20 protein-coding genes are annotated in these 21,552 nt (G+C 56.3%); 9 read left to right on the top strand and 11 right to left on the bottom strand.

Features of this window, described 5'->3' with window-relative positions:
• Window position 1 precedes the first annotated feature (1 nt).
• The gene (locus LHF31_RS02030; RefSeq protein WP_298010537.1) at window positions 2-958 is read right to left on the bottom strand and encodes an HlyD family secretion protein; all 957 of its coding nucleotides are present in this window, start codon (window positions 956-958) and stop codon (window positions 2-4) included.
• Window positions 959-1,260: 302 nt separating this feature from the next.
• Between LHF31_RS02030 and LHF31_RS02025 the strand changes: the two genes are divergently transcribed.
• Window positions 1,261-2,220, top strand: coding sequence for a hypothetical protein (locus LHF31_RS02025; protein ID WP_298010540.1), 960 nt, complete (start codon window positions 1,261-1,263; stop codon window positions 2,218-2,220).
• Between the two features lie 98 nt (window positions 2,221-2,318).
• Complete coding sequence (locus LHF31_RS02020; RefSeq protein ID WP_303773328.1) at window positions 2,319-3,644, top strand: nodulation protein NfeD; 1,326 nt, start codon at window positions 2,319-2,321, stop codon at window positions 3,642-3,644.
• Here the strand turns inward: LHF31_RS02020 and LHF31_RS02015 are convergent.
• On the bottom strand, window positions 3,641-4,117 hold the full coding sequence (locus tag LHF31_RS02015; protein WP_298008499.1) for a PaaI family thioesterase: 477 nt from the start codon (window positions 4,115-4,117) through the stop codon (window positions 3,641-3,643). The two genes, LHF31_RS02020 and LHF31_RS02015, sit on opposite strands and share 4 nt — an antisense overlap.
• A 176-nt stretch (window positions 4,118-4,293) precedes the next feature.
• Between LHF31_RS02015 and lipA the strand changes: the two genes are divergently transcribed.
• Complete coding sequence (gene lipA / locus LHF31_RS02010; protein ID WP_298008496.1) at window positions 4,294-5,223, top strand: lipoyl synthase; 930 nt, start codon at window positions 4,294-4,296, stop codon at window positions 5,221-5,223.
• Here lipA and LHF31_RS02005 read toward each other — a convergent pair.
• Window positions 5,220-5,681: a GNAT family N-acetyltransferase gene (locus LHF31_RS02005; RefSeq protein ID WP_298008493.1), complete on the bottom strand. Its 462-nt coding sequence runs from the start codon at window positions 5,679-5,681 to the stop codon at window positions 5,220-5,222. The genes lipA and LHF31_RS02005 overlap by 4 nt on opposite strands.
• Window positions 5,675-6,442, bottom strand: coding sequence for a nucleoside phosphorylase (locus tag LHF31_RS02000; protein WP_298008490.1), 768 nt, complete (start codon window positions 6,440-6,442; stop codon window positions 5,675-5,677). Before LHF31_RS02000 ends, LHF31_RS02005 begins: the two co-directional genes overlap by 7 nt.
• 85 nt (window positions 6,443-6,527) lie before the next feature.
• Here LHF31_RS02000 and LHF31_RS01995 point away from each other — a divergent pair, with 85 nt between their 5' ends.
• Entirely contained in the window at window positions 6,528-8,033 is a 1,506-nt protein-coding gene (locus tag LHF31_RS01995) for a hypothetical protein (protein ID WP_298008488.1), read from the top strand.
• A gap of 1 nt (window position 8,034) precedes the next feature.
• Here LHF31_RS01995 and LHF31_RS01990 read toward each other — a convergent pair whose 3' ends face one another.
• The 3 genes from LHF31_RS01990 to LHF31_RS01980 form a co-directional block, all read right to left on the bottom strand.
• The gene (locus tag LHF31_RS01990; protein ID WP_303773324.1) at window positions 8,035-8,781 is read right to left on the bottom strand and encodes a SagB/ThcOx family dehydrogenase; all 747 of its coding nucleotides are present in this window, start codon (window positions 8,779-8,781) and stop codon (window positions 8,035-8,037) included.
• A 72-nt stretch (window positions 8,782-8,853) separates the two neighbouring features.
• Window positions 8,854-10,443: a murein biosynthesis integral membrane protein MurJ gene (murJ, locus tag LHF31_RS01985; protein WP_298004133.1), complete on the bottom strand. Its 1,590-nt coding sequence runs from the start codon at window positions 10,441-10,443 to the stop codon at window positions 8,854-8,856.
• Window positions 10,440-11,525, bottom strand: coding sequence for a hypothetical protein (locus LHF31_RS01980; protein ID WP_298004136.1), 1,086 nt, complete (start codon window positions 11,523-11,525; stop codon window positions 10,440-10,442). Before LHF31_RS01980 ends, murJ begins: the two co-directional genes overlap by 4 nt.
• Window positions 11,526-11,647: 122 nt before the next feature.
• Between LHF31_RS01980 and LHF31_RS01975 the strand changes: the two genes are divergently transcribed.
• The 3 genes from LHF31_RS01975 to LHF31_RS01965 are packed head-to-tail and all read left to right on the top strand — an operon-like array spanning window position 11,648 to window position 13,870.
• Window positions 11,648-12,346 carry a rhomboid family intramembrane serine protease gene (locus tag LHF31_RS01975; RefSeq protein ID WP_298004138.1) on the top strand — a complete coding sequence of 233 codons (699 nt, stop codon included), beginning with the start codon at window positions 11,648-11,650 and terminating at the stop codon, window positions 12,344-12,346.
• A gap of 22 nt (window positions 12,347-12,368) precedes the next feature.
• Entirely contained in the window at window positions 12,369-13,211 is an 843-nt protein-coding gene (locus LHF31_RS01970) for an ATP-dependent Clp protease proteolytic subunit (protein ID WP_298004141.1), read from the top strand.
• Complete coding sequence (locus tag LHF31_RS01965) at window positions 13,208-13,870, top strand: hypothetical protein (RefSeq protein WP_298004144.1); 663 nt, start codon at window positions 13,208-13,210, stop codon at window positions 13,868-13,870. Before LHF31_RS01970 ends, LHF31_RS01965 begins: the two co-directional genes overlap by 4 nt.
• A 64-nt stretch (window positions 13,871-13,934) precedes the next feature.
• On the opposite strand, the gene LHF31_RS01960 is transcribed toward LHF31_RS01965, so the two are convergent.
• From LHF31_RS01960 to LHF31_RS01945, 4 genes are all read right to left on the bottom strand, one after another.
• On the bottom strand, window positions 13,935-15,032 hold the full coding sequence (locus LHF31_RS01960; protein ID WP_298004147.1) for a hypothetical protein: 1,098 nt from the start codon (window positions 15,030-15,032) through the stop codon (window positions 13,935-13,937).
• Between the two features lie 67 nt (window positions 15,033-15,099).
• On the bottom strand, window positions 15,100-16,272 hold the full coding sequence (locus LHF31_RS01955) for a S1C family serine protease (protein ID WP_298004150.1): 1,173 nt from the start codon (window positions 16,270-16,272) through the stop codon (window positions 15,100-15,102).
• Between the two features lie 43 nt (window positions 16,273-16,315).
• Window positions 16,316-17,251: a J domain-containing protein gene (locus tag LHF31_RS01950; RefSeq protein ID WP_298004153.1), complete on the bottom strand. Its 936-nt coding sequence runs from the start codon at window positions 17,249-17,251 to the stop codon at window positions 16,316-16,318.
• Window positions 17,252-17,385: 134 nt separating this feature from the next.
• The gene (locus LHF31_RS01945; protein ID WP_298004156.1) at window positions 17,386-18,135 is read right to left on the bottom strand and encodes an SDR family NAD(P)-dependent oxidoreductase; all 750 of its coding nucleotides are present in this window, start codon (window positions 18,133-18,135) and stop codon (window positions 17,386-17,388) included.
• A 350-nt stretch (window positions 18,136-18,485) separates the two neighbouring features.
• Here LHF31_RS01945 and LHF31_RS01940 point away from each other — a divergent pair, with 350 nt between their 5' ends.
• Together LHF31_RS01940 and LHF31_RS01935 are read left to right on the top strand one after the other, a co-directional pair.
• Window positions 18,486-19,487, top strand: a complete 1,002-nt coding sequence (locus tag LHF31_RS01940; protein ID WP_298004159.1) for a GntR family transcriptional regulator — start codon at window positions 18,486-18,488, stop codon at window positions 19,485-19,487.
• Window positions 19,438-21,543 (top strand): alpha-galactosidase, encoded by a 2,106-nt coding sequence (locus LHF31_RS01935; protein WP_303773319.1) that lies wholly within the window; start codon window positions 19,438-19,440, stop codon window positions 21,541-21,543. The genes LHF31_RS01940 and LHF31_RS01935 overlap by 50 nt, the downstream gene beginning before the upstream one ends.
• Window positions 21,544-21,552 lie beyond the last annotated feature (9 nt).

Below are 21,552 nucleotides of genomic sequence, written 5' to 3'. Positions count from 1 at the left end.
TTTATGGCGCCTGAGTGAACGTCACAAAGGCGCTCATTCCCCAGCGAATCGATTCAGGAAGTTGGGGAATTTCGATGATCACCGTATAGTAAACGCCAGAGCCCGGAGAAGCCTTTTCCGCAATTCGGATTACGGTTCCGATGAGGCTGGTACCCGGTAAAGCGTCCATGGTCACGGATACCGGGTCACCGACTTTAACTCGTACGACGTCCACCTCACTGAGATCCGTGGTATGTAATTGCATCGAGGAAAGATCTGCCAGCAAGAGGACAGGCTGAGAAGGCGACAGATTTTCATAATCGTGACCATACACTTCAATAACGGTTCCAGCAAAAGGAGCGCGAATTTCGGCTTTTTCAAGTGCAATCTGTGCCTGTTTCAAGGCAAGTTGGGCTGTGCTTAAGTCTATTTCGGCAAGGCGGATCTGATTTTGATCTGCCCCGGCTAATACAGCATCCAGAGCTGCCTGAGCGCTATCCACCTGCGCCTGGGCTGCATCCAGCTCGATTTTGCGGGCACCGGCGCGGTCCAGACGGTCATAATTCACCCGCGCATTGGCAAGGGCTGCTTTGGCAGCCGCCACCGATTCTGGCTGGGGCAGGCTTTTCAGTTGTTCTAAGGCAACTTCTGCCCGACGAACAGAAGCCTCTGCAAGGTCAACAGAAATTTGCAGTTGTGCAGTGTCTGAAGTGGCAAGTAATTGCCCTTCGGATACAGTCTCACCCGGTTTCACCAGAATCCGGACATTCTGAGCACCGTTAACAAAACTCAGGGTCGCGCTGCGCTCCGGTACAAATTCAGCCGAGGCGCTCAACGTAGTATCTTCAGGCAGGATGGGGGTTGCATCGGCGGATTCAGTTGGGGTGCCTGGCGCAGTACTGCAACCAGCAATGCACACAAACATCAAGGCAATGATGAAAAAAGCGCTCAATTTTTTGAAGTTAAATGTCTGAATCATGCTTTCCTCTCCAATATCCCCACTGAAGGCAGATATGCTCTGTTTGAACTATTATGGCACAAGCACAGGGAACTTACAACCCTACCGCTTAACAAACCTCAGACATGAGTTGGAATAGCAGGTTGAACAGGGGAAGAAAAAAGCCGCGAAAGCCCGGTCAAGAATGTGTGGCAGTTCATTGGGAGTCAGTGACTGTTTTTTATAAAGCGGAATGAAAAAACAGGACAATACAGCAATGCCATCCGGAAACACTCTTGTTTTCCCCTTTCTGTCATGCTATGCTCATTTTAGAAAGGCATGGTATGCGCAACCGCATTATTTCTCTGACTTTGGGCTGTCTTCTTTTGCTCTTTTCTGCCTGTCAGCGGTTAACTCCTGTGCCTGCCCCCACGGTCACGGGGACGACGATGCCATCTCCGACAATTCCGTCAACCCCGGCTATTAACCCATCCCCCACACCAACCCTGTCAGGGGCAACTGCGACGTTTGTTCCAACGCTTTCCATGTTTACCCCAACCCCGCACATGCAGGGACCTTATGCGGTGGTTGAAGTGCAGGAGGGAGACCGTCTGAATGTCCGTGCGGAGGCGGGTGTGCAGGCGCGGGTGGTGGCGGCTTTGCCACCCACGGCAACGGATGTGTACCTCACCGGTGCCTCTCAGCAGGTGGATGGCGCTCGCTGGGTAGAAATCCAGCGCGGCTCGGATGCTAAAGTGCGCGGCTGGGTCAACGCTTTCTTTCTGACCCCATGGATTCCATCTGAGGACTTCTGTGCTGCTACAGAAAGACAGGCGGTGCTTGGCGCGCTCGAACAAGCCATCCGTCAGCGGGACGGCAGACAACTGGCAGATCTGGTCAGTCCGGTGCATGGTATGACAGTGTGGTTGTGGCGTTCGGGAAAACCCATCCGCTTTGATGCCGGGCATGCTCGCTGGGTGTTCACCAGCACGTATTCGCACAACTGGGGTATGCACCCTGCCAGCGGTCTGGAGACCAGCGGTTCTTTTCAGGAAGCCGTTCTTCCTGCCCTGGAGGATGCTTTTCTTCATTCCCACGAGGTGCGTTGTAATGAGCGCACAGTCCCGGGATTGCTGGATTCCTCTGTGATCCCTGTGTCGGTGCAAAATTACAATGTCTTTAAAGTGCTTAAGCCCGGCTCTGCCGGTGTGGAACTGGACTGGCGCATCTGGATGGTGGCGGTAGAAGTGTTAGATGGCAAACCCTACCTGACCGCGTTGATCCATTTCCAGTGGGAGCCGTAAACCTCAGCCGGGAAATCTGTTCGCGCCATGTTTGTACGAGGTACAGTCCGGTAAAGGTTTTCCCCCTTATTTGCCTTATAATGGAAGTGGAGGACGTTATGGGTAGGCTGAACTGGGTACGTCTGGTCATTCTGGTGCTGTTGGCGTGGGGCTGGCTGGGCACAGCCGCTCCCCTGTACGCTCAGGGCGATTTGCCGGTAGTGGTCACGGTTCGCCTGGAAGGTCCGCTCAATCCCATCTGGCAGGAAACCCTCAAGCGTGCCATGCGCACGGCAGAGGAGCGCGGCGCCGAAGCGCTGATTCTGGAACTGGATACGCCCGGCGGGCAAATTGATGTCATGAACCGCCTGATTCAGCAAATCCGTAACAGTCCGGTTCCGGTGGTGGTGTACGTTTCGCCTGCAGGAGCGATGGCGGCTTCAGCAGGCGCCATGCTGACCCTGGCGGGACATGCCGCTGCCATGGCTCCCGAGACCTCAATTGGTGCCGCCAGCCCGGTGGGCGGTCAGGGCGAGGATATCGGTGAGACCATGGAAAGCAAGGTTAAGGAAATCCTCAAAGCCAGCGCGCGTGGTTTGACCCTGCGGCGCGGTGAGTCTGCTGTACGGCTGGCGGAGGAAATGATTGAAAACGCCCGCGCCGTCTCAGCCAGTGAAGCGGTGGAAAATGGTCTTGTGGATCTGGTTGCTCCCGATTTGCCCACCCTGCTCCGCAAACTGGATGGGCTTTCCATTGAGTTTGGCGACAGTCAGCGCACCCTGCGCACCGCCGGCGCTGTGGTTGTGGAAGTGCCGCTGACCTTCATGGAACAGGTGCTGGTGGTGCTGGCAAATCCCAATCTGGTCTTCCTGTTGCTTTCAATTGGTGTGCAGGCAATCCTCATTGAACTGTCCAGCCCGGGTGGCTGGGTGGCGGGGTTCATTGGGGCGGTTTGCGTCACCCTGGCAGTGTTTGGACTGGGCATCCTGCCGGTTAACTGGTTTGGGATCATCTTCCTGGTGATGGCGTTTATTCTGTTTGTGCTGGATATTCAATCACCCACACACGGTGCGCTGACTGCCGCCGGGGTTGCCTCGTTCATTGTGGGGGCGCTGGTGCTTTTCAACTCCCCCAACATCCCCGGTACGCCGCGCGTCTCGGTGCCTCTGGTGATTGGCACGGGGGTTACTCTGGGGGTGGTCTTCATGGCGGCGATGGCTTTTGCCCTGCGCGCGCAGCGCGCGCCTATCCGTATCGGGCAGGAATCGCTGGTTGGGCAGACAGGTTATGCCCGCAGTGACCTGAATCCCGTAGGGAATGTGCAACTGGGCAGTGAACTCTGGACTGCTGAGAATGTGGATCCGACGGTACCCATTCCACGCGGCGCACGGGTAGAGGTGGTGCGGGTGGAGGGCATCCGTCTGATTGTGAAACGGGTGAATTAATCCGGATAGACCTTCCAGCCCAGTTCTTCCAGATCCTTCAATGGAAGCATGTGAGGAGGGATGTCGAAGAGCAGGGTGGTGCCTTCGGCTAGCAGGTTGCCTTCCTCATCGTAAATCCCTGCCCACGCCTGTGCGGCGCGTCCCCGGTTTTCCAGTTTTTTCCCGACAATCCGCAGGGGTTTGCCGATGGGCACATTTTTGCGGTAGATCACTTCCAGTTTGCCGGTGTACATGAAGCGCGGTTGAGAGGGATCGCCCATGTGTGCCCGTCCGCTGATTTCATCCAGCAGGGTGGCGATGATGCCGCCGTGCAATACGCCGGGATAGCCCTGAAAATGTTCCGGCGCGGTGTAGGTGGTCTCGATGACACCTTCTTCTACTTGATAAATCTTCAGTTTCAATCCGACAGGATTTTCGATGCCACACACGAAACAGTGGCGCGAGTTGGGTTGTTTGAGTCGCTTCGCGGTCATGGGTATATCCTTTTCAGAAACATAACCCATTGTACCTGGAATGGGTGCGCCGGAAAAAGGTATTCTCCGCCCTCTTTTTATTTTGGAGAAATTTTGTTGCATTAATGCTATACCTCGAGTTGACAGCGCTTTGCCCCCCTGATACAATCCACCCAACGGATGAGGAGGTCACAGTCATGGTTGATGCAACCCGCGATCGGGTAGATCCGCAAAAAATGGATACGACACCCATTCGTCGTCCTTCCTGGATTCGCGTTCGCGCCCCATCGGGAGAGACTTACGAATGGTTGCAAAAATTAATGCGTCAAAAAGCCCTGCACACTGTGTGCGAGGAAGCCGGTTGTCCCAACATGGGCGAATGCTGGGGATCTGGCACGGCAACCTTTTTAATGTTAGGGGATGTCTGCACCCGTACCTGCGGCTTCTGCGACATCAAACGGGGGAAGCCCGCGGCACTGGATTTTCTGGAGCCTGAGCGGGTGGCGCAAGCCGTCAAAGCCATGAATTTGAAGCATGCCGTGATTACCAGCGTCAACCGCGATGACCGCCACGACGGCGGCGCGCCTATCTTTGCCATGGTCATTCAACGCATTCGCGAAATTCACCCCGGCTGTTCCATCGAGGTGTTGATTCCGGATTTCAAGGGCAGTGCGGAAGCCCTGCGCATTGTCATGAATGCCCGCCCCGAAATCCTCAACCACAATGTGGAGACCGTCCCACGGTTGTTTAGACTGGTCCAGCCACAGGATCGCTATGAGTGGGCGCGCGCTACCCTGACCCACGCAAAACAGATGGATCCGGATGTGCTCACCAAGTCGGGCATCATGGTGGGTCTGGGCGAGACCATGGATGAAGTCAAAGCCGTCATGGAAGATTTGCGCTCTTGGGGGGTGGACATTTTGACCATTGGACAGTACCTCCAGCCAAGCCGCCAGCATCTGCCCATTTCACGCTACTATCACCCTGAAGAGTTTGAAGAACTGCGCGAGTTTGGTTATCAAATTGGCTTCAAGTGGGTGGAGAGCGGTCCGCTGGTGCGTTCTTCCTACCATGCGGCTGAACAGGTGCGCGCGCTCAGTGCCGTGCATCGCCAGTTGTATGGCTAAAGCCAGCGCTCAAAGTACACATCGCCATCCGCATAATGGGTGATGGCGAATCCGCATTGCAGGTAAAAGGCAATCACTTCCGTCCACGTGGCGGTGGTTTCGAGAATGGCACGCCGGTATCCCCGGCGTGTTGCTTCCTGCAGCAGGGCTTCCAGAATACGCTTTCCCAGTCCCAACCGCCGGTGGCTTTTCCGCACCGACATGCGCACAATCTGCACGGTCTCCCCGTCTACCGGCAGGAACGCCCCGGTTCCGACCAGCGTCTTTCCCTGCCATGCGGTCAGGAACAAGCCTTTCGCATAGGTAAGAGCAATATTGTTCAAATCCGGGTTGAGGGTGGGGTCAAGAAACCCCCAGTGTTCCACCAGACCTTCCAGTACCAGTTCACGGGCTGGTTGTTGATCCTGCGGCTGGAAAGGGCGCAGGATGATGCGTTCCTGAGGGGAAGAGGTTAACATTGCCGCACCGCCTCCAGCGCAATCTCGTACAGCAACCGCCGCGCGCCCCGGCGGGAGTTCCACGCTCTGCTGTCCCAGCCTTCAGGAAGCACCAGATCTCCGCCGTACACAATCTGCCCCAGCGTCACCTTGCGGAACCGCGCCACCGCAAACAGCGCCGCCGCTTCCATTTCCACAATTTCACATCCTTCAGCAAGCCGTCGGGCGCGTTTGGCAGGCGTTTCACGGTAAAAAGCATCGGTTGTCCAGGTTTTGGTGGTGCGGTAATGCACGCCCATGGCGCGGCAGACCTGCTCCAGCGCCTGCACCGCCTGGAGCGAAGCGGATACGCTCCGTGAAGGAGGAAGATAATGATAGGAGGTGCCTTCATCTCGCACGGCTTCCACGGGAATCAGTGCATCGCCAACCCGAATTTCGGGTTTAAGCACCCCGCATCCTCCGTAGACGATGACTTTTTCCACCCCCATGGAGAGAATTTCTTCCAGAAAACCTGCCGCCAGCGGAGCGCCAACGCCGGGATGGATGACGATCACCGGCGGACGGGTGGGAGTTTCGTGCAGGTAGATGGGGTTTTCGCCGATTTCTGAACCCAGCATGCCGATGACGCGCAGTTCGCCTCTCTCCACACTTTCCTTGAGAATGTCGGCAAAGAAGCACAGTACTGCCCGTGTGCTTTGTACTGCCTCGCAGGATGGGCAGTGCGGGTTAAGGATGGCAGTGGGGTCGGGGTCAAATTCGAGAATGGGATAGGGTTGTTCCATGGGGAATGTCCTTATCGGGGGTGTGTTAAAATCAGGGGAACGAGATGATGGAAATTATACGCGCAAGTTGGGAAACCTTCGAAACATGATGGCTTTTTTTAAGCGACAGGTATGGCGGGGAGGGTGTATGCTGGCAGGAGGGCTTTTCCTTCTGGTGGCAGTTTCCTGTTCCTCTCTCCCGTTGGAAAACTCTGCCGCGCTTCCTTCGGTTACTGCAACTGTTCCGTTATCCTCGACGGAGGTCGTTCCCACGTCTGACCTGCTCACTCCTTTCCCGGAAGAGCCGCTGGCGCCATCCTCTTCTCAACCTGTCCGCACGGAAGAACCTGCGCAATCATTCTGGCAGGAACCTGCCGGTTGCCGTGCGGAGGAAGTGCAACGGAGCGAAACCCCGGAGCAATGGCTTGCCTATGCCGACTCTTTACTGGGATGGCAGCGTCCGCTGGCAAAACGCGCGCTGGTTCGCGTCTGGCATCCGGAAAAAAAAGAAGCCCTGCTCAGCCAGGATGGGGTCTATGCCTTTGAAGTCACCGATGTGCGCCCGCGTTATCAGATTCAGAAAGCCCTGAATGCGCTCCATGTTGCCGGATTTTCCGCATGGCTTCGCCGTGGTTCACAGGGCGGTCTGGAAATTCTGGCGGTGCCTTTCACCCCCCGGGCGCAGGATGGGGTGTGGGGGGAGTATGTGCGCGCCTACTGGCTCAGCCCGACGGCTCAGCCGGAAGGGGATGAAGGCATCCTTCCCACAATGAAACTCACCCCCTGCCGGTGGATGGTGACTTCAGGCGTGGCGCCTGATCTCCCTGCCGGAACAATGGAACAAGCCCACTGGGAGGTACCCGACTGGGCAACCGTCGCCAATGCCTATCTGGCGGAGACAACCGAACAGGCTTATCAGGTGGCTTTTCGAATCAACTGGCTGGGGGATGGCGAAAATGAAGGTCCCCGCACCATGTGCGGTCCTCTGGCATGGTCCATCCTGTACGATGCGCAGTCCTTCCCGCCCGGTTACGGCGACTGGAGCGAAGGACCCAAAACGTTCTGGCTCCCCAAGCCAAACGTCAACGGCAGACCGTGGTCGCTCTTCCCGCCGGACACCTACCTGATTCGACGATTCGCTGAACCGGCAGGCACGTTCGATTTCGGGCTGTTCCCGCTTGCGGCAGGGGATGTGCTTTACCTGTACGGGAAAGGCGATGGCTTTGACCATGTAGTGCTGGTGACCGAAGTGGACAGTCACGGCAATGTCTATACCGTTACCAACCGCGTGTGGGTGGAGCCTGCCCTGCATTTTGCCATCGAGCGGGTGGTGCTGTACAACACCCATGATCTGGAAACAGGCATCCTGCGCAATGAGTGGGCAGAGGACCGGGTTAATGGACGCACCGGACACGGCGGCTTTGAGGTGTTCCGCTGGCGCTGGCGACAAAAGCAACTGGACGGGCAGCCTGTTCAGACCATTGTGGAAGTGGGCGACACCCTGCCGCTCCTTGCCATGAAATGGCGCACGCCGCCGGAGCAAATCGCGGCGGCGAACGCATGGGCGGCTGATGCCCCCCTCTCTGTTGGAATGAGCCTTGAAATTCCCTGAATTATCGGTTGATGGCGGGTTTTCCTACGCTGGCAACGTAGATTACAAATTGATCCACCCCATCCAGATGGAGCAGGTCATTGACCTTTTGATCGTGGAAGGCGGCAATAGCGCAAACGCCGAAGCCAATCGATTCTGCCGCCAGATAGAGATTCTGGCACACATGACCGGCGTCCAGATGCAGGTAACGCATGGACCTCTCCACGTACCGCCATGCCATGCGTTCGGTGACGGCAACCCACAGGAAGGTCACTGCGCTCTGCCGAACCTGTTCCTGATTCCAGCAGGCGATGGTCATCCGTTCGCGGATGTCCTCGGGAGCCTCCAGACGGATCAGGGCATGTTGAGTTGCCACATAACGGTACAGGCCGGGTTCCAGCCCTTCCACAAGGTTGATCAGCAGAACGGTCTCAAAAGCGTGGCGCGCTCCTGCCGAAGGGACGGTGCGCAGCGTTACCCCACGCGTGGATTTTTTCTGCACTCCCTGGGTCAGCCATAGCAAATACGCCAGTTGTTCCAGCGTGAGCGCAACCGGTTCATAATGACGGCGGGTGCGGCGCTGTTCTATGGTCTGGCGTAAATCCGCCGATGGAATGTTCCACGTCTCTGGAGCGGGCAGAGGAATGAGGCCTGCTCCATCCGGGTAAGGCAGTTCTACAGGCGGTTGAGGGATGCCCTGTTCCTGGGGTGAAGGCGAAAGGGATTCATAGGCGGTCTTTTTCAGGAATTCTTCAAAAAACTTGCGCATGGGTTCACCTGTGAGCAGAAGTGGGATACACAGTCATTATATCCCTTTCCGCGGACTTTTCCTGTGAAAGGTTTACCGGCGATGGAGAAAAGGCACTTTTTGCAGGACTGCGCGCCTCAGGGTGTGCGTTTCTGGCACTTGTAAGACGATCAGAAGCACTCCATACACCCCCAGCCCGAGAACGGCGCTTCCCGCTATGTGAAGAACATCCGGCAGGGATGTCCAGCGCAGGAAGAGGGTAATTCCGCCTGCCAGCACCAGCGAGCCTGCGCTGGCAGAGAGCAGGGCTCCCAGCACACGGCGTCCTTCCAGCCCTTGCAGGCGCTTTCGAAGCCAAATTAGCAGGGTGAGCATTTCCAGCAGGGTAGCCAGCGAATTTGCCAGTGCCAGCCCGCCATGCGGCATCCACCCGATGCGGGCAAACAGCCCGGTGAAGAGGAAACTCAAAGCAATGTTCAACGCCATTGCCGCCACGCCCACCCCCACCGGCGTGCGCGTATCGTGCAGGGCGTAAAATGCCCGTACCAACACTTCCAGCAGACAGTGGGCGGGTAGTCCCACTGCATACCAGAGCAGTGCCCACGTGACCATTTCGGTGGACCGGGCGGTGAAACTGCCCCCTTCATACAGGAAACGAATCAACGGCGTGCGGATGAGAATCAGCCCAACCGCGGCGGGCAGGGAAAGGAAGATCACTCCGCGGAGCGCCCCAGCCAGGGAGGAGCGCAGTTCATCCAGTTTGCCCAGTGCCACCTGCGCGGAGAAGGTGGGCAGGGCAGCGATGGCAATGGACTGGGCGATGATCGCCTGCGGCATGAGCATCCAGGTGAACGCCAGCGTCACCGCGGAGACGCTGCCTTCGGCAAGGCTGAGCGCCAGAACAGTGTTGACAATGAAGTTGATCTGCACCACTGCCGCGCCCAGCACTCGCGGTGCCATGAGTTTACCGACCTCGCGGACTTCAGGCATGTCCAGCCCAATCATGGGTTTAAAGCGTCCGCCCAGTTTCAACAGGTCTGGAAATTGAACCAGTAAGTGCAGGAGGGAGCCGATCAATGCACCAGCGGCAAGCCGGTAAATGCCCATTCCGGCCGGCAGGAACAGCACCCCGCCGATTTGCCCCAGCGAGTACATGGCGGGCGCCAGCGCTGGCAACCAGAAGCGCTGATGCGCGTTTAAAATGCCCATCACCAGCCCGCTCAAACCAAAGATGACCACCGTAGGCAACAGCAAGCGCAAAAGGGAGACGGTCATGTCTTCCTGTCCGATGGAGCGCTCTGGCGAGAGGATGAATAAGCCGTGCCGCACCACCTGCGGCGCAAAAATGAAGACCACCAGGCAGATAAGGCTGAGCACCCCGAACAACAGGGTGGCAATTGCCGAAGCCAGTTGCCATGCCCGCTGGCGGTTTTCCTTTGCCAGTAATCCGGTGAAGGTGGGAATGAAGGCAGAGCCTAATGCACCGCCTGCCATCAGGTTGAAAAGCAGTTCCGCAACCCGGTTGGCGGCGTTGAACGAATCCAGTTCACTCGAGGTGCCAAAAGCGCGGTAAATCAAAATGCCCCGCACCAGACCGGCAATCTGTACCAGGATGTAGGCGCTCATCACCGTACCGGCGGCGCGGGCAATTTGATGCAGGGGAGAACGGTCAGGCTGACTCATTGCAAATTGCGGCGCAGAATCTCGGCGAGGGTCATCCCGTGCCGCCGATGGAGTTCTTCATTAATCATCTGAATTTGCTTGCGGGGAGAGTAAAAGACCTCGCTCCAGCCATACCCGGCGCAGGCGGTATCGGCAATCCACTGTCCGGCGGCATCCATGCCCCACCACTGCCGGTAGGCATGTTCCAAATCGGGGCGGATGTGCAGTTCGGGGATGTTAAAGTGCGCCGAGTAGTAGTAATCGGGTGGCAGGGCGTTGAGCAGGGTTTCAAACACATGGGCGCGCACGGGGATGCTCCCGTTGAAAGAGGTGCGCGTCAGCCGCGTCAATCCGCGCACTGTTGCCAGTGGAGCAATCACCTCTACCCGTTCCAGGGCGGGGAATCGCCGTCGGATGTGTTCAATGACTTCCCGCATTACCAGTCCGCTGGCAATGCTGTCGCCGATGATGGCAACCTTGACTGCATTCCGTTGCGCCGGCTCAAGGTCCTTATCCTTGAAGAGGGTCATTTCCACCTTACGGTTGTACAGGGGCACGGTATGGTCAAAGACATGGTGGGCATCCAGAAGGATTTCGTCACAGTAATATCCCTGTGTGGTGAACAGGGCTTCGGCAATCTGGTATTTCAACCCCTCTCGCGCAATGGGGAAGACGGCAATTTGTTCCTGAGTGTACTGGCGCAAACTTTCCTGCAAGGGGGGCGCAGTAAAAAGACCCTGAATGGCTTCCCCGATGACTGCAGTCCGTGCTGCGCCGAGGCACAACTGCCCCGGCAGGGTAATCATGCGTTCAGCAGGGAGGGTTTCTTTTAGACCGACAATGCGAAGCAAATGGGCATCGGCGGGTTGCTCGTGCAGGTAAATGAAACGAGCCGTCGCCGGGTTATGGTAAAGCACCAGTTCCAGGGGGTGATGTCCATCCCGGGCAAAGTGAATCCGTCCGGGACGATAAAAACCGCTTTCCTGAGGTTGAGTAGAGCAGGGAAGCGGTTTTTCGAGTTCGAGATTAATCTCGACGGTGGAAGAATCTTCTTCCAGGAAGACAAACGGGTAATGAAAAGCAGCGGTCTCAATACTTAACACGCAAGGTCTCCCATCCGGGCAGGCGGTTGGGGATCAGTACCTGCCCTATTGATTTTAACGGAGAATGCGCAGTTTGTGCGAAGCAAAAATGCCATATAATTATCCCTGAGAGGATATATTTTATGTTCCCAATCAAAGATACTGTTCACTCCCGTTCGTTCCCTGTGGTCATGTGGCTCATCATCATTGCCAACACCCTGGTGTTCATGCTGGAGTTGAGTCTGGGACCGTATCGTCTGGATCGGTTTATTTTTCGCTTTGGTCTGGTTCCTGCACGCTTCGACCTCTTTGATCCTTTTACCTGGATGCCGCTTTTCACTCACATGTTTCTACACGGTGGCTGGGTGCACTTCCTGAGCAACATGTGGACACTTTTCATCTTCGGCGATAACGTGGAAGACCGCATGGGTTCAGGACGGTTTCTGCTGTTTTACCTTTTGGGCGGGGTGCTGGCGGGACTGGCGCAAGCCTTTGTGGATCCTGCTTCCCGCGTTCCTGCTATTGGCGCCAGTGGCGCTATTGCCGCGGTGCTGGGAGCGTATTTCCTCTTCTTCCCCGGCTCGCGGGTGATTACCTTTGTGCCGGTATTCTTCCTGCCGTGGTTTGTTGAAATTCCCTCTTTTATTTATCTGGGCTTCTGGTTCATTTCGCAGTTGTTTTCCGGTGTTGCGGCGCTTGCCACGGTCAGCGGGGTTGCCGGTGGTGGAGTGGCGTGGTGGGCGCATATTGGCGGGTTTGTGGCAGGGTTATTGCTTGCCCGTCCGTTTGCGGCTGGGAGAAGGTATCGCTCCTGGTATCCGGATGAGTTTTTCCCATATTGAGGCTTGAAGGAGAGAAGATCCCATGGACCTGCTGAATTTGTTCTGGATTTTCCTTATCGTCTCCAGCCTGGCGCCCATGGTGCGTCAGCAGATTGTCGCCAGTACCCGTCTGAATCTGCTTCGCCGTCTGGAAATCAAACGCGGTTCACGGGTGATTGGGCTCATCCATCGTCAGGAGAGCATGTCTCTGCTGGGTTTCCCGGTTGGCAGATATATTGATATTGATGACTCTGAACAGGTTCTCCGGGCAATCAAACTGACCGACCCGAAAGTGCCCATTGATATCATTCTGCATACCCCGGGAGGGCTGGTGCTTGCCGCCGAGCAAATTGCCAATGCCCTTTCGCGCCATCCTGCTCCGGTGACGGTCTTCGTTCCCCATTATGCCATGTCCGGTGGAACGTTGATTGCCCTGGCGGCGAACCAGATTGTGATGGATGAAAACGCGGTGCTGGGACCGGTAGATCCTCAACTGGGGCAGTATCCGGCGGCGTCCATCCTGAAGGTGCTGGAGCAAAAAGACATTAACCGCGTGGACGACCAGACGCTCATCCTTGCGGATGTGGCTCAGAAAGCCATGAAGCAGGTCAAAGACACTGTGCGGCGCATTGCCTGCTGTCATTATTCCCCTGAAGTGGCTGAACGGCTGGCGGCGGAACTGCCCAGCGGGCGTTGGACGCATGACTACCCCATCACGGTGGAAGAAGCCCGTGAACTGGGATTGAACATCAGCACCGATATGCCGCAGGAGGTGTACCAGTTGATGAATCTCTACCCGCAAACCATTCAGCGCCGTCCTTCGGTGGAGTACGTGCCCATGCCGTATCCATGGCGTCCTGCTCCAGAAAAAGGAGAACAGCGATGAGCGAGAGTGAAAATCTTCCTCCAGAGTCAACTGTCTCCCCTGAACAGTCTGAACCGGAACCAGTCAAAGCCGTCAAACTCGAAGCGGCAAAACCAGCCCAAAAGGGTTCATGGCTGGGACGCTTCTTCCGGCATCTTTTCAGTGCTGAGACCCGCACCGGTCGTGTCGTCCGTCCTGTGTTGCGGGCAGTGGGTTTCATTGTGGCGTTTTACGCGCTTGGTGTGCTGACGGTGTACCTGCTGCTCTACCAGCCGGTTCGCGCTGAGGTGCGTTCCCTGCAGGAAACCCTGGCGCGCACCACAGTTGAATTGAGAGATACCCAGGAGAAACTCCAGCGCACGGAAAAAGAAGTGCTGGATGCCCGAAAAGCCGAAGCCCGCGCGGCGCTGCTGGAAGGGCTGTATCCGGTGACGCTGGCGCGGTTGCACGTTGCCAATCGCAACCTTTCCGATGCCCGTATGTCGTTGAATCAGGCAGAGGATTTGCTCAAACAGGCGTACCCGGTTCTGGAAACCCAGAAACTGGCAGACCCTAAAACGCTCTCTACCCTTATCGAATTAACGCGGGCAGATCTGGGGCGGGACGCGCGCCTGGCAGAGCAGGACCTCGAACGCCTGACCAGTGAAATCCTGCTGATCGTGGAAAAATTGAAAAAGTAACCGGAAGGTAAACAAAAGCCCCCTCCCCGGCAAAACGGGAGGGGGCTTTGGAGTTTAATCGGGCTTAGAAGCGCAGGAACGCGCCAATATTTCCGGCTTTTTCCAGTTTCTCTGCCTGCATGACCACATCCACATCCCCGCCGGATCGCAGGGTGTGGTTGACTGCCAGTTCAACCACATCGAATACCTTAACGTAGCGTCCATCCTGAAGGCCTTCCTCTGAGGGTTGCGTGGTCAGGAAGTCGGTGTCTCGTTCGCGGTATCCTACCTTGCGGAAGCCCTCTGAGATGACCAGCGTTTGTACGCGTCCCTGGTTGACGGCTTGCAGGGTTTCTTCAAGTCCCACAACGGCATTTGTGCCTTTTGCCGCGAAGGTGATCAGGTCTTCGATCAGGCGCTCTTCGCGGTGTTTTTCGGCTTCATTGGCAACCTGCATGGCGCGCTGGAGCACTTCGGCGTGACTGGCGGTCATGCTCATCGGGAAGGAGCCCACTACCAGACTCAACCAGGATTTGGGCAGATGGGAACGGAACTGCTGGACATTTTCATCGGTGCCCGCGATGAGGATGCGGCGCACCTTGTGATGTTCAAAGAAATTGGTGGCGTATTCCACAGTTTCCTTCATGTTGCGCTCTATCTGCTCTTCTACGGCGCGGGTTCGCCCGGCAACTCCACCCCTTCTACCGGGGAACGAAGAAGCCCCGCCGCGTTTGACCTGCTTGATGGCTTCTCCCATGATGCCTTCCTGCTCCACCAGCGTGCCCAGGTGGAAGTAGAACAGGCGAGCGCCCTGTTTGTCCACCAGTACAACGCCGTACCCGCCGTAACTATCCAGAAGCCCGGCAAGAATTTTTACGCTGGGACGATCTCCCACATGAATCGCATTGCGCACAGGTACCGCCAGCGGAATACCGCGGAAAAAGCCCACCTGTGCGCATGAGAAAATCGCCACTCCTCCCCCTGTAAAGGGGTACTCAAAATCTAAGTAGCGGTGGATTGCCTCTACATCCTGCGGAAGGTTGATGTCTTTGAGCATGCTGCGCGCCCGCAACCGGTGAAAATCCGCGTTGCCTTCGGATGGGTCAGTGTTGAGGTACAGACTGAGCACCGGTGCTGGTGCCACAAATTCAACCAGTTCCCGCAAGTCCTGTTCGGTAAACATGGCAACCTCCTTATTCAGATTGTTGAAAGAACAAATCTTCCGCCTCACGGTGGTATGGCAAACAGTTTTAAGGTCGCTTATCCAGTGTGACAGTCACCTCCATTTCTTTGTTATCGCGCAGAATGGTGAGAACGACGGTATCGCCGGGGCGCTTGTAGATCATCAGATAACTGAGCAGATCGCCAAATACGCGCACCGGACGTCCATCTACGGCGATGATTAAATCGCCGCCAGCAGGCAAACCGGGGATGGATGAGGAACGCGTCCCCGCGCGCAACCCTGCCCGGGCTGCCGGGCTGTTGGGACGGACTTCGAGAACGTACGCTCCTGTTGCGCGGGGTAATCCTAACGCTTCCTGCATCATCAGGGTAATTTCCTCCTGACTGCTCACCCCCAGGTAGGGATAATCGTATTTCCCGTTCTTAATCAATTCTGGCACAACTCGCGCCACAATGTCAACATTAACCGCAAACCCAATTCCGCTGTTGGTGGGCTCTCCCAGTGCCGTCATGCTGGTGGTGCGGATGGCGCGGTTGACGCCGATGACCTCTCCATTCAGATTCAGCAAAGGACCTCCAGAATTTCCCGGATTGATGGCGGCATCGGTTTGAATCAAGCCGCCAGTGGAGAAAAAGCCCCCCTGCGGCGCTTCGCGGAGCGATTCCAGTGTGCGTCCCTTGGCAGAGACGATGCCCAGCGTCATGGTGCTGGATAATCCAAAGGGGTTGCCAATGGCAACCACTGTTTGCCCCACTTTGACGGCTTCGCCACTGCCCAGGGTGAGAGGATGAAGGTCCTCCGCAGGAACGTTGACTTTAACCACTGCCAGATCTGAATCGGGGTCTGTCCCAATCACCTTGCCGCGCACCTTGATTCCGGAGGGAAAATCCACTTCCAGATCGGTTGCGCCCTCTACCACATGGTAATTGGTGATAATGTGCCCTTCACGGTCATACACGAAGCCAGATCCCTGGCTCCCGCCGGCCTCTGTCAGCACCTGTATGCTGACCACCCCCGGGTTGACCTGTTCATACAGCGCCACCAACCGGTCCTGTTGCGAGACCAGGTCGGGAACGAAGACGCTGGCGGGTGGTTGCGCCGCGGGAGCCTTTTCGGTGACCGGCATCCCGGGAGTTGGGCTGGGGAGGGTTTGGACCCTTTCTGGAAGGGTGAAGCGGCAGGCAAGGGTAAACAGGATGACAATCGTGAGTCCTAAAACCAGGGGAAAGCGATGTTTCATACCACCTCTATTTGTGAAAAGATAAGGCTGGGCAGACCCCTGGCTATTTGAGGCGCGCCAGTTGTTCAAATAAAGCGCGCTGCTCAGGAGTCAGTTGGCGGGGGAGAGAAACCCGTGCGCGGGCATACAGATCCCCACGTTGTGAAGGATTCTTTAAGACCGGCATCCCTCTGCCTGCCAGTCGGAATGTCTGTCCCGGTTGTGTACCTGCGGGAATGGTGAGCAGTACGGTTCCATCGGGCGTCTGGAGACGGGCTTCGCCTCCCAGCACAGCCGTGTAAAGGTCCAGATCAAACTCGGTGTAGAGGTCGTTGCCCTTGCGCTCGAAGCGCGGATCAGGGGTGACCTCCACAACCAGATACAGGTCTCCCCGTGTGCCGTCAGGCATCGCCTGTCCCATTCCTGCCATGCGGATTTTGGTGCCGTTGTCGGCGCCAGCAGGAATTTTCACCTGTACCCGCCGCCCATCAATTTCCAGCGTGCGCTCTCCGCCGCGGTAGGCTTCTTCAAAAGTGATCTGGATGGGGTACTCAATCGGAGCGGGACGTGCCGTACGGGTACGGGTGCGGGTCCCTGACGAAGCGGTGCCGGCGGGTCTGCCATATCCCCGGAAGAAGGTCTGGAAGAATTCCGAGAACCCTCCCCCGAAGAGATCATCCAGATCGCCAACCTCGACGCGTACGCCACCCGGCTGGGAAGCCCACTGGCTCCAGTCGAATCCACCAGGGGCTCCCGACTGTTGCCAGCGGAAGTACGAATCGCCCAGTTGATCGTATCGCCGCCGCTTCTCCGGGTCACTCAGCACTTCATAAGCCTCGTTAATTTCTTTGAATTTTTCTTCGGCCTGTTTGTTGCCCGGATTGCGGTCAGGGTGATACTTTAAAGCCAGTTTGCGGAACGCCTTTTTGATTTCGTCGTCGGTGGCGTTCCGGTTTACGCCTAGAATCTGGTAGTAATCTTTGTATTCCATCCCTTTCATTGTATGCATTTCTTAAAGAATGTGTCAATACACAGGGTACAGGTTTTTATGAAATTCTTATATCGGTTGAGGTGGAGCGGGAGAGCGCGCTTTGCGAATCAGGTTGACAGGTATCGGTTTTCACCCTGTCTTACTCAGAAGGTGATCGTCAATCCCCCATCTACGGTAATGACCTGTCCTGTAATGTAGGAAGCATCTGGCCCTGCCAGGAAAAATGCCACTCCGGCAATTTCCTCCGGTTTTGCCGCCCTCCGCAGAGGGAGATGGTGCCCTTCGACGTAATTTTTGCGAAACCACTCGCTTTGCAGTTCGTTGACTCCGTCAACCACGCTCATTGGGGTATCTACAAAACCCGGTGCTATGGCATTGACCAGAATCCCGCGGTCTGCCAGTTCCAGCGCCAGCGCCCGGCATAACTGATTGATGGCGGCTTTTGCCATGCTGTACGCGCTGGCGCCCCGCTCGGCGCGTTCTCCGTGAATGGATGTGACATGAATAATGCGCCCTCCGTTGTTCATGAAACGGGCTGCCAGGCTGGAAAGCCGCATGGCGCCGTTCACCATCATATCGAAGGACCTGCGCCACTCCTCCAGGGGCGCCTCCAGCGGGTTCACCGGGGTAAATACCCCGGCGCAGTTGACCAGCGCATCCAGTTTTCCCCAGTGCGCTTGAATGGCATTTTCCAGTTGCTGGCTGGTAGCGGCATCCTGGTAGTCCCCCGCACATAGAAAGTGGTTGCCGGCAGGCAGTTCGGCAAGCAGTTCCTGTAAAAGCGCCTCGCGGCGGGCAAGTAATCCCACATCCCAGCCTTCACGGGCAAAACGCAGAGCGGTTGCCCTGCCAATTCCTGAGGATGCACCGCTGATGAGAACAGTTTGAGCCATAGGATATCTTTCGGAAATAATAAGAAAACCTGAAGACTATTATAGCAAAGGTGTCCGTCGTGTTGGAAAGTTACGGCTTGCGAGGACTGGATTCTCACTTTCCCGGGTGGTGAACCCGTTTGAAAGTGCCCGCTTCAGTGGTACAGTGTTGAATGATCACAGTGTCCCATCCGTGTGGAAGCGGATCCTGGAAGAGAAACAATCCCTCAACTGGTGTGAGTGTGAACGAAAACAGTCCATGCGATGTGCCCCCTTCTTCGGAGTCTTGCTGCGGTTGACAGAAATTTGACCTGAATTTATACTCGTGTTATGTCATTTGTCTGTGTCTTTAGACAACGAGGAGATATTCCATGGCGCGCGAACCTGTCAGTGCTGAAGCCGTAGTGCAGGCAATTTTGCGGCGTATCAACAGTGGATTGTATGCTCCGGGCGACCGTTTGCCCCCTGTGCGGAAACTGGCACTGGAAATTGGCTCGAACCGCAACACGGTCAACAAAGCCTACCAGATGCTTCTGGACATGGGGGTGATTGAATTATCTCCCAGTGGCTGGCATGGGTACATCGTGCGGCGCAGGGAGGGCGGACAGGGGATTACCAAGAATGAGTTGCTAAACTATTTTTACAGCCAGTTTGTGGAACTCACCTGGCAGGGGATGGCGGCCGGGCTTTCTTCTGAAGAACTTGTGGAGATTCAGCGCAAAGCCGTTAGCGAAGTATATGGACAGTCCATGGTGGAGATGATCTTCTATGAATGCAACGATTATGACACCACCGAAATGGGCAAGCGCCTGAATGAAGTGTTAAACCTGCCGGTGGAGTACAAGAACATTTCCCATTTCTACAAAAATCCAGCCGCCGTGTTAAATACCAGAGATTTGATCATCACCACCTATCACCATTTAGCCGAACTGACGAATGCTATCCGCCAGCAGGGCTTTCCTGCCAGCAAAGTTGTGGGTATTGATACCCGCCTCACGGCAGATTCCCTGTTAAAGATTGCCCGTCTGCCCAAAGAGCGGATTGCAGTGATTTGCACCAATCAAAATACGGCTGTCACCATTCAGCATATCCTGTATGGTTACCGACCGGAGTGGCAAATCGAAGCCGCTTCCACCGAGGATCCCGAACGCGTGCGGAAACTGGTAGAGTGGTGCGATCACCTGATCGTAACCCATACCAGCGCCGATCCAATCCAGGAGTGGTGCAAACGCATGCCCGATGTGGTGGTCAATTTCCAGATTGACGAGCAGTCCATTGCCTTTTTGAATCAACGCATTCAGCAAATCCGTTTGCAGAAACTCCATGGCGAATCCTCGACAAACATCTCTCAAGGAGCACTGGATGAGGAATAAAGCCGTTCTCTCGGTGGGTGAAAGCGGTTGTGCGTTTTCTTTTGAAATTTCCGGTTCTTCATTCTCTCTTAACGGGTTGAGGGGCAAAATCTGTGAGTGGCTTACCCCGTCTCAGCCTTCCGCGTTTTTGGGGGTTACGGTCAACGGCAGGCATTACACTGCTCAGGAACTGACCTGTCTGGGGAAGGAAGAAAGCCAGCCCGTTCCGGGGATTCGGCAGACGGTTTTTCGGTTTGAAGGGCAGGGATGGGAACTGCATCAAACTGTGCGGGTGTACGCTGGCTTTCCGCTGATGGAGGTGGAACCGCGCCTTGTCAACAATGGGGATGTTGAAATTGTGGTGGAACGCATCGATTCTCTGGACTTGACCCTCAAGGCAGAGGACCTCACCCTGATGGGCTTCAGCGGGAACTGGGGGAGCGAATTTGAACCGTTGACCTTCAAGCCATACCAGCCATTTGTGCTGGAGTCGCGTTCTGGTCGCTCGTCGAAGGGACATCATCCCTGGACGGCGCTGGTTTCACCGCAAGGTGAGGTGCTTTCAGCAGCAGTTGCCTGGTCGGGGAACTGGGTGATGCGCTTTGAGCCCTTGCAGGGCGGAGCGCTCCGCTTCAGCGGCGGTTTGCACGACTGGCTCTTTTCCAAACGATTAAAGCCCGGTGAAGCCGTCCATGGTGTCCCGCTGGTGCTGGTCATGGGACAGGATCTAAACGAAATTTCCCGGCATTTGAGCCGGGTGGGCAGGCGTTTCTGGTATCCGCGCAATGCGCTGTCTCTCCAGTTACCGGTTGAATGGAATCACTGGTGGCCCTACGAGGATGTGGAAATTAACGAAGAGGTGTTTTTAGCCAATGCCCGCAAAGCCGCCGAACTGGGCTTTGAGGTATGTACGCTGGATGCCGGATGGTTTGGACCTGGGGATGCGGGCACATTCTGGTACGACTATCGCGGCGACTGGCACCGGGTCAACACCCGGCGTTTCCCGCACGGCATTCGTTTCCTTTCTGATGCGGTTCATGCGCTGGGAATGAAGTTTGGAATCTGGTGCGAAATTGAAGCACTTGGCGAGAAAGCCAGCCTTTCCCGTGACCGTCCGGACCTGCCTGCCCGACGGGACGGCGTTCCCCTGGGTTATGTGTGTATGGGGAATCCCGCGGCGCAGGAGTGGGCGTTTCAAACCCTGTCCCGCCTGATTCGGGAATGGGGATGCGACTGGATCAAACTGGATTTCAACCTCGATCCCGGAGCGGGATGTAACCGCACCGACCACGGGCACCAGGAAGGGGACGGGCTGTATGAGCACTATCGCGGCTACTATCAGATGCTTACCCGCCTTCGTCAGGAGTTCCCCGATGTGGTGCTGGAAAATTGCTCTTCAGGCGGACTACGCATTGATCTGGGCATGTTGCGCCAGACTCACATGACTTTTCTTTCTGACCCGGACTGGGCGGTGCACGATTTGCAAATTTTCTGGGGCGCCAGTACCATGCTTGCCCCCAGTGTGCTTTTGCACTGGACATACAGTCACTGGCGCAATATAGACCCTCCCCCTCAACAGCGTTTTGACCCTCTGGACCCGGCTTTGACCCGCGCAAAGTGGGATTACTACACCCGTATTTCCATGCTGGGTTGGTACGGGCTTTCCCAGAAACTCTCTGAGTTACCCGCATGGCTGGCAGAGCGTGTGGCTCAGCACAACCGTTTATATCAAAACGAGGTGCGCCGTTTCATCCGTGACGGAGACCTGCACCGGTTAACGACGCAACCGCTACGTAGCGGTATGGGAGATCGCTGGGCGGCCTTCCAGTATTCCCTGCCGGATGAGAGCGAACATCTGCTGTTCGTTTTCCGCCTGCCCGGCGGTGAACCCCGGCGGGTAATTCGGCTGGCGGACTTGCAGGCGAGTCGCCGCTACCGCGTCTTTGGACTGGAAGGGGAGGTAGAGTGGTATCGGACAGGACGCAGTCTGATGGAAGAAGGTCTGGAAGTGGATTTCCTGCAGGAGGAGGAATCTCTCCTGCTCAAAATCGTTTCAACAAATAAAAAAGACAGTTAAAGGAGGAAG

It is taken from the genome of Anaerolinea thermophila (genome assembly GCF_020723905.1).
Classification (GTDB): Bacteria; Chloroflexota; Anaerolineae; order Anaerolineales; family Anaerolineaceae; genus Anaerolinea; species Anaerolinea thermophila_A.
This window is presented reverse-complemented; position numbering and strand designations above follow the sequence as displayed.

What these genes read in the sequence shown, in the direction of transcription:
- LHF31_RS02000 (WP_298008490.1), bottom strand. Translation starts at nt 6,442, where the DNA reads ATGGAACAACCCTATCCCATTCTCGAATTTGACCCCGACCCCACTGCC.
- LHF31_RS01965 (WP_298004144.1), top strand. Translation starts at nt 13,208, where the DNA reads ATGAGCGAGAGTGAAAATCTTCCTCCAGAGTCAACTGTCTCCCCTGAA.
- LHF31_RS01960 (WP_298004147.1), bottom strand. Translation starts at nt 15,032, where the DNA reads ATGTTTACCGAACAGGACTTGCGGGAACTGGTTGAATTTGTGGCACCA.
- LHF31_RS01940 (WP_298004159.1), top strand. Translation starts at nt 18,486, where the DNA reads ATGGCGCGCGAACCTGTCAGTGCTGAAGCCGTAGTGCAGGCAATTTTG.
- LHF31_RS01995 (WP_298008488.1), top strand. Translation starts at nt 6,528, where the DNA reads ATGATGGCTTTTTTTAAGCGACAGGTATGGCGGGGAGGGTGTATGCTG.
- LHF31_RS01990 (WP_303773324.1), bottom strand. Translation starts at nt 8,781, where the DNA reads ATGCGCAAGTTTTTTGAAGAATTCCTGAAAAAGACCGCCTATGAATCC.
- LHF31_RS01945 (WP_298004156.1), bottom strand. Translation starts at nt 18,135, where the DNA reads ATGGCTCAAACTGTTCTCATCAGCGGTGCATCCTCAGGAATTGGCAGG.
- LHF31_RS02005 (WP_298008493.1), bottom strand. Translation starts at nt 5,681, where the DNA reads ATGTTAACCTCTTCCCCTCAGGAACGCATCATCCTGCGCCCTTTCCAG.
- LHF31_RS02020 (WP_303773328.1), top strand. Translation starts at nt 2,319, where the DNA reads ATGGGTAGGCTGAACTGGGTACGTCTGGTCATTCTGGTGCTGTTGGCG.
- LHF31_RS01935 (WP_303773319.1), top strand. Translation starts at nt 19,438, where the DNA reads ATGGCGAATCCTCGACAAACATCTCTCAAGGAGCACTGGATGAGGAAT.
- LHF31_RS01975 (WP_298004138.1), top strand. Translation starts at nt 11,648, where the DNA reads ATGTTCCCAATCAAAGATACTGTTCACTCCCGTTCGTTCCCTGTGGTC.
- LHF31_RS02030 (WP_298010537.1), bottom strand. Translation starts at nt 958, where the DNA reads ATGATTCAGACATTTAACTTCAAAAAATTGAGCGCTTTTTTCATCATT.
- LHF31_RS02015 (WP_298008499.1), bottom strand. Translation starts at nt 4,117, where the DNA reads ATGACCGCGAAGCGACTCAAACAACCCAACTCGCGCCACTGTTTCGTG.
- LHF31_RS01955 (WP_298004150.1), bottom strand. Translation starts at nt 16,272, where the DNA reads ATGAAACATCGCTTTCCCCTGGTTTTAGGACTCACGATTGTCATCCTG.
- LHF31_RS01950 (WP_298004153.1), bottom strand. Translation starts at nt 17,251, where the DNA reads ATGAAAGGGATGGAATACAAAGATTACTACCAGATTCTAGGCGTAAAC.
- LHF31_RS02025 (WP_298010540.1), top strand. Translation starts at nt 1,261, where the DNA reads ATGCGCAACCGCATTATTTCTCTGACTTTGGGCTGTCTTCTTTTGCTC.
- LHF31_RS01970 (WP_298004141.1), top strand. Translation starts at nt 12,369, where the DNA reads ATGGACCTGCTGAATTTGTTCTGGATTTTCCTTATCGTCTCCAGCCTG.
- murJ (WP_298004133.1), bottom strand. Translation starts at nt 10,443, where the DNA reads ATGAGTCAGCCTGACCGTTCTCCCCTGCATCAAATTGCCCGCGCCGCC.
- lipA (WP_298008496.1), top strand. Translation starts at nt 4,294, where the DNA reads ATGGTTGATGCAACCCGCGATCGGGTAGATCCGCAAAAAATGGATACG.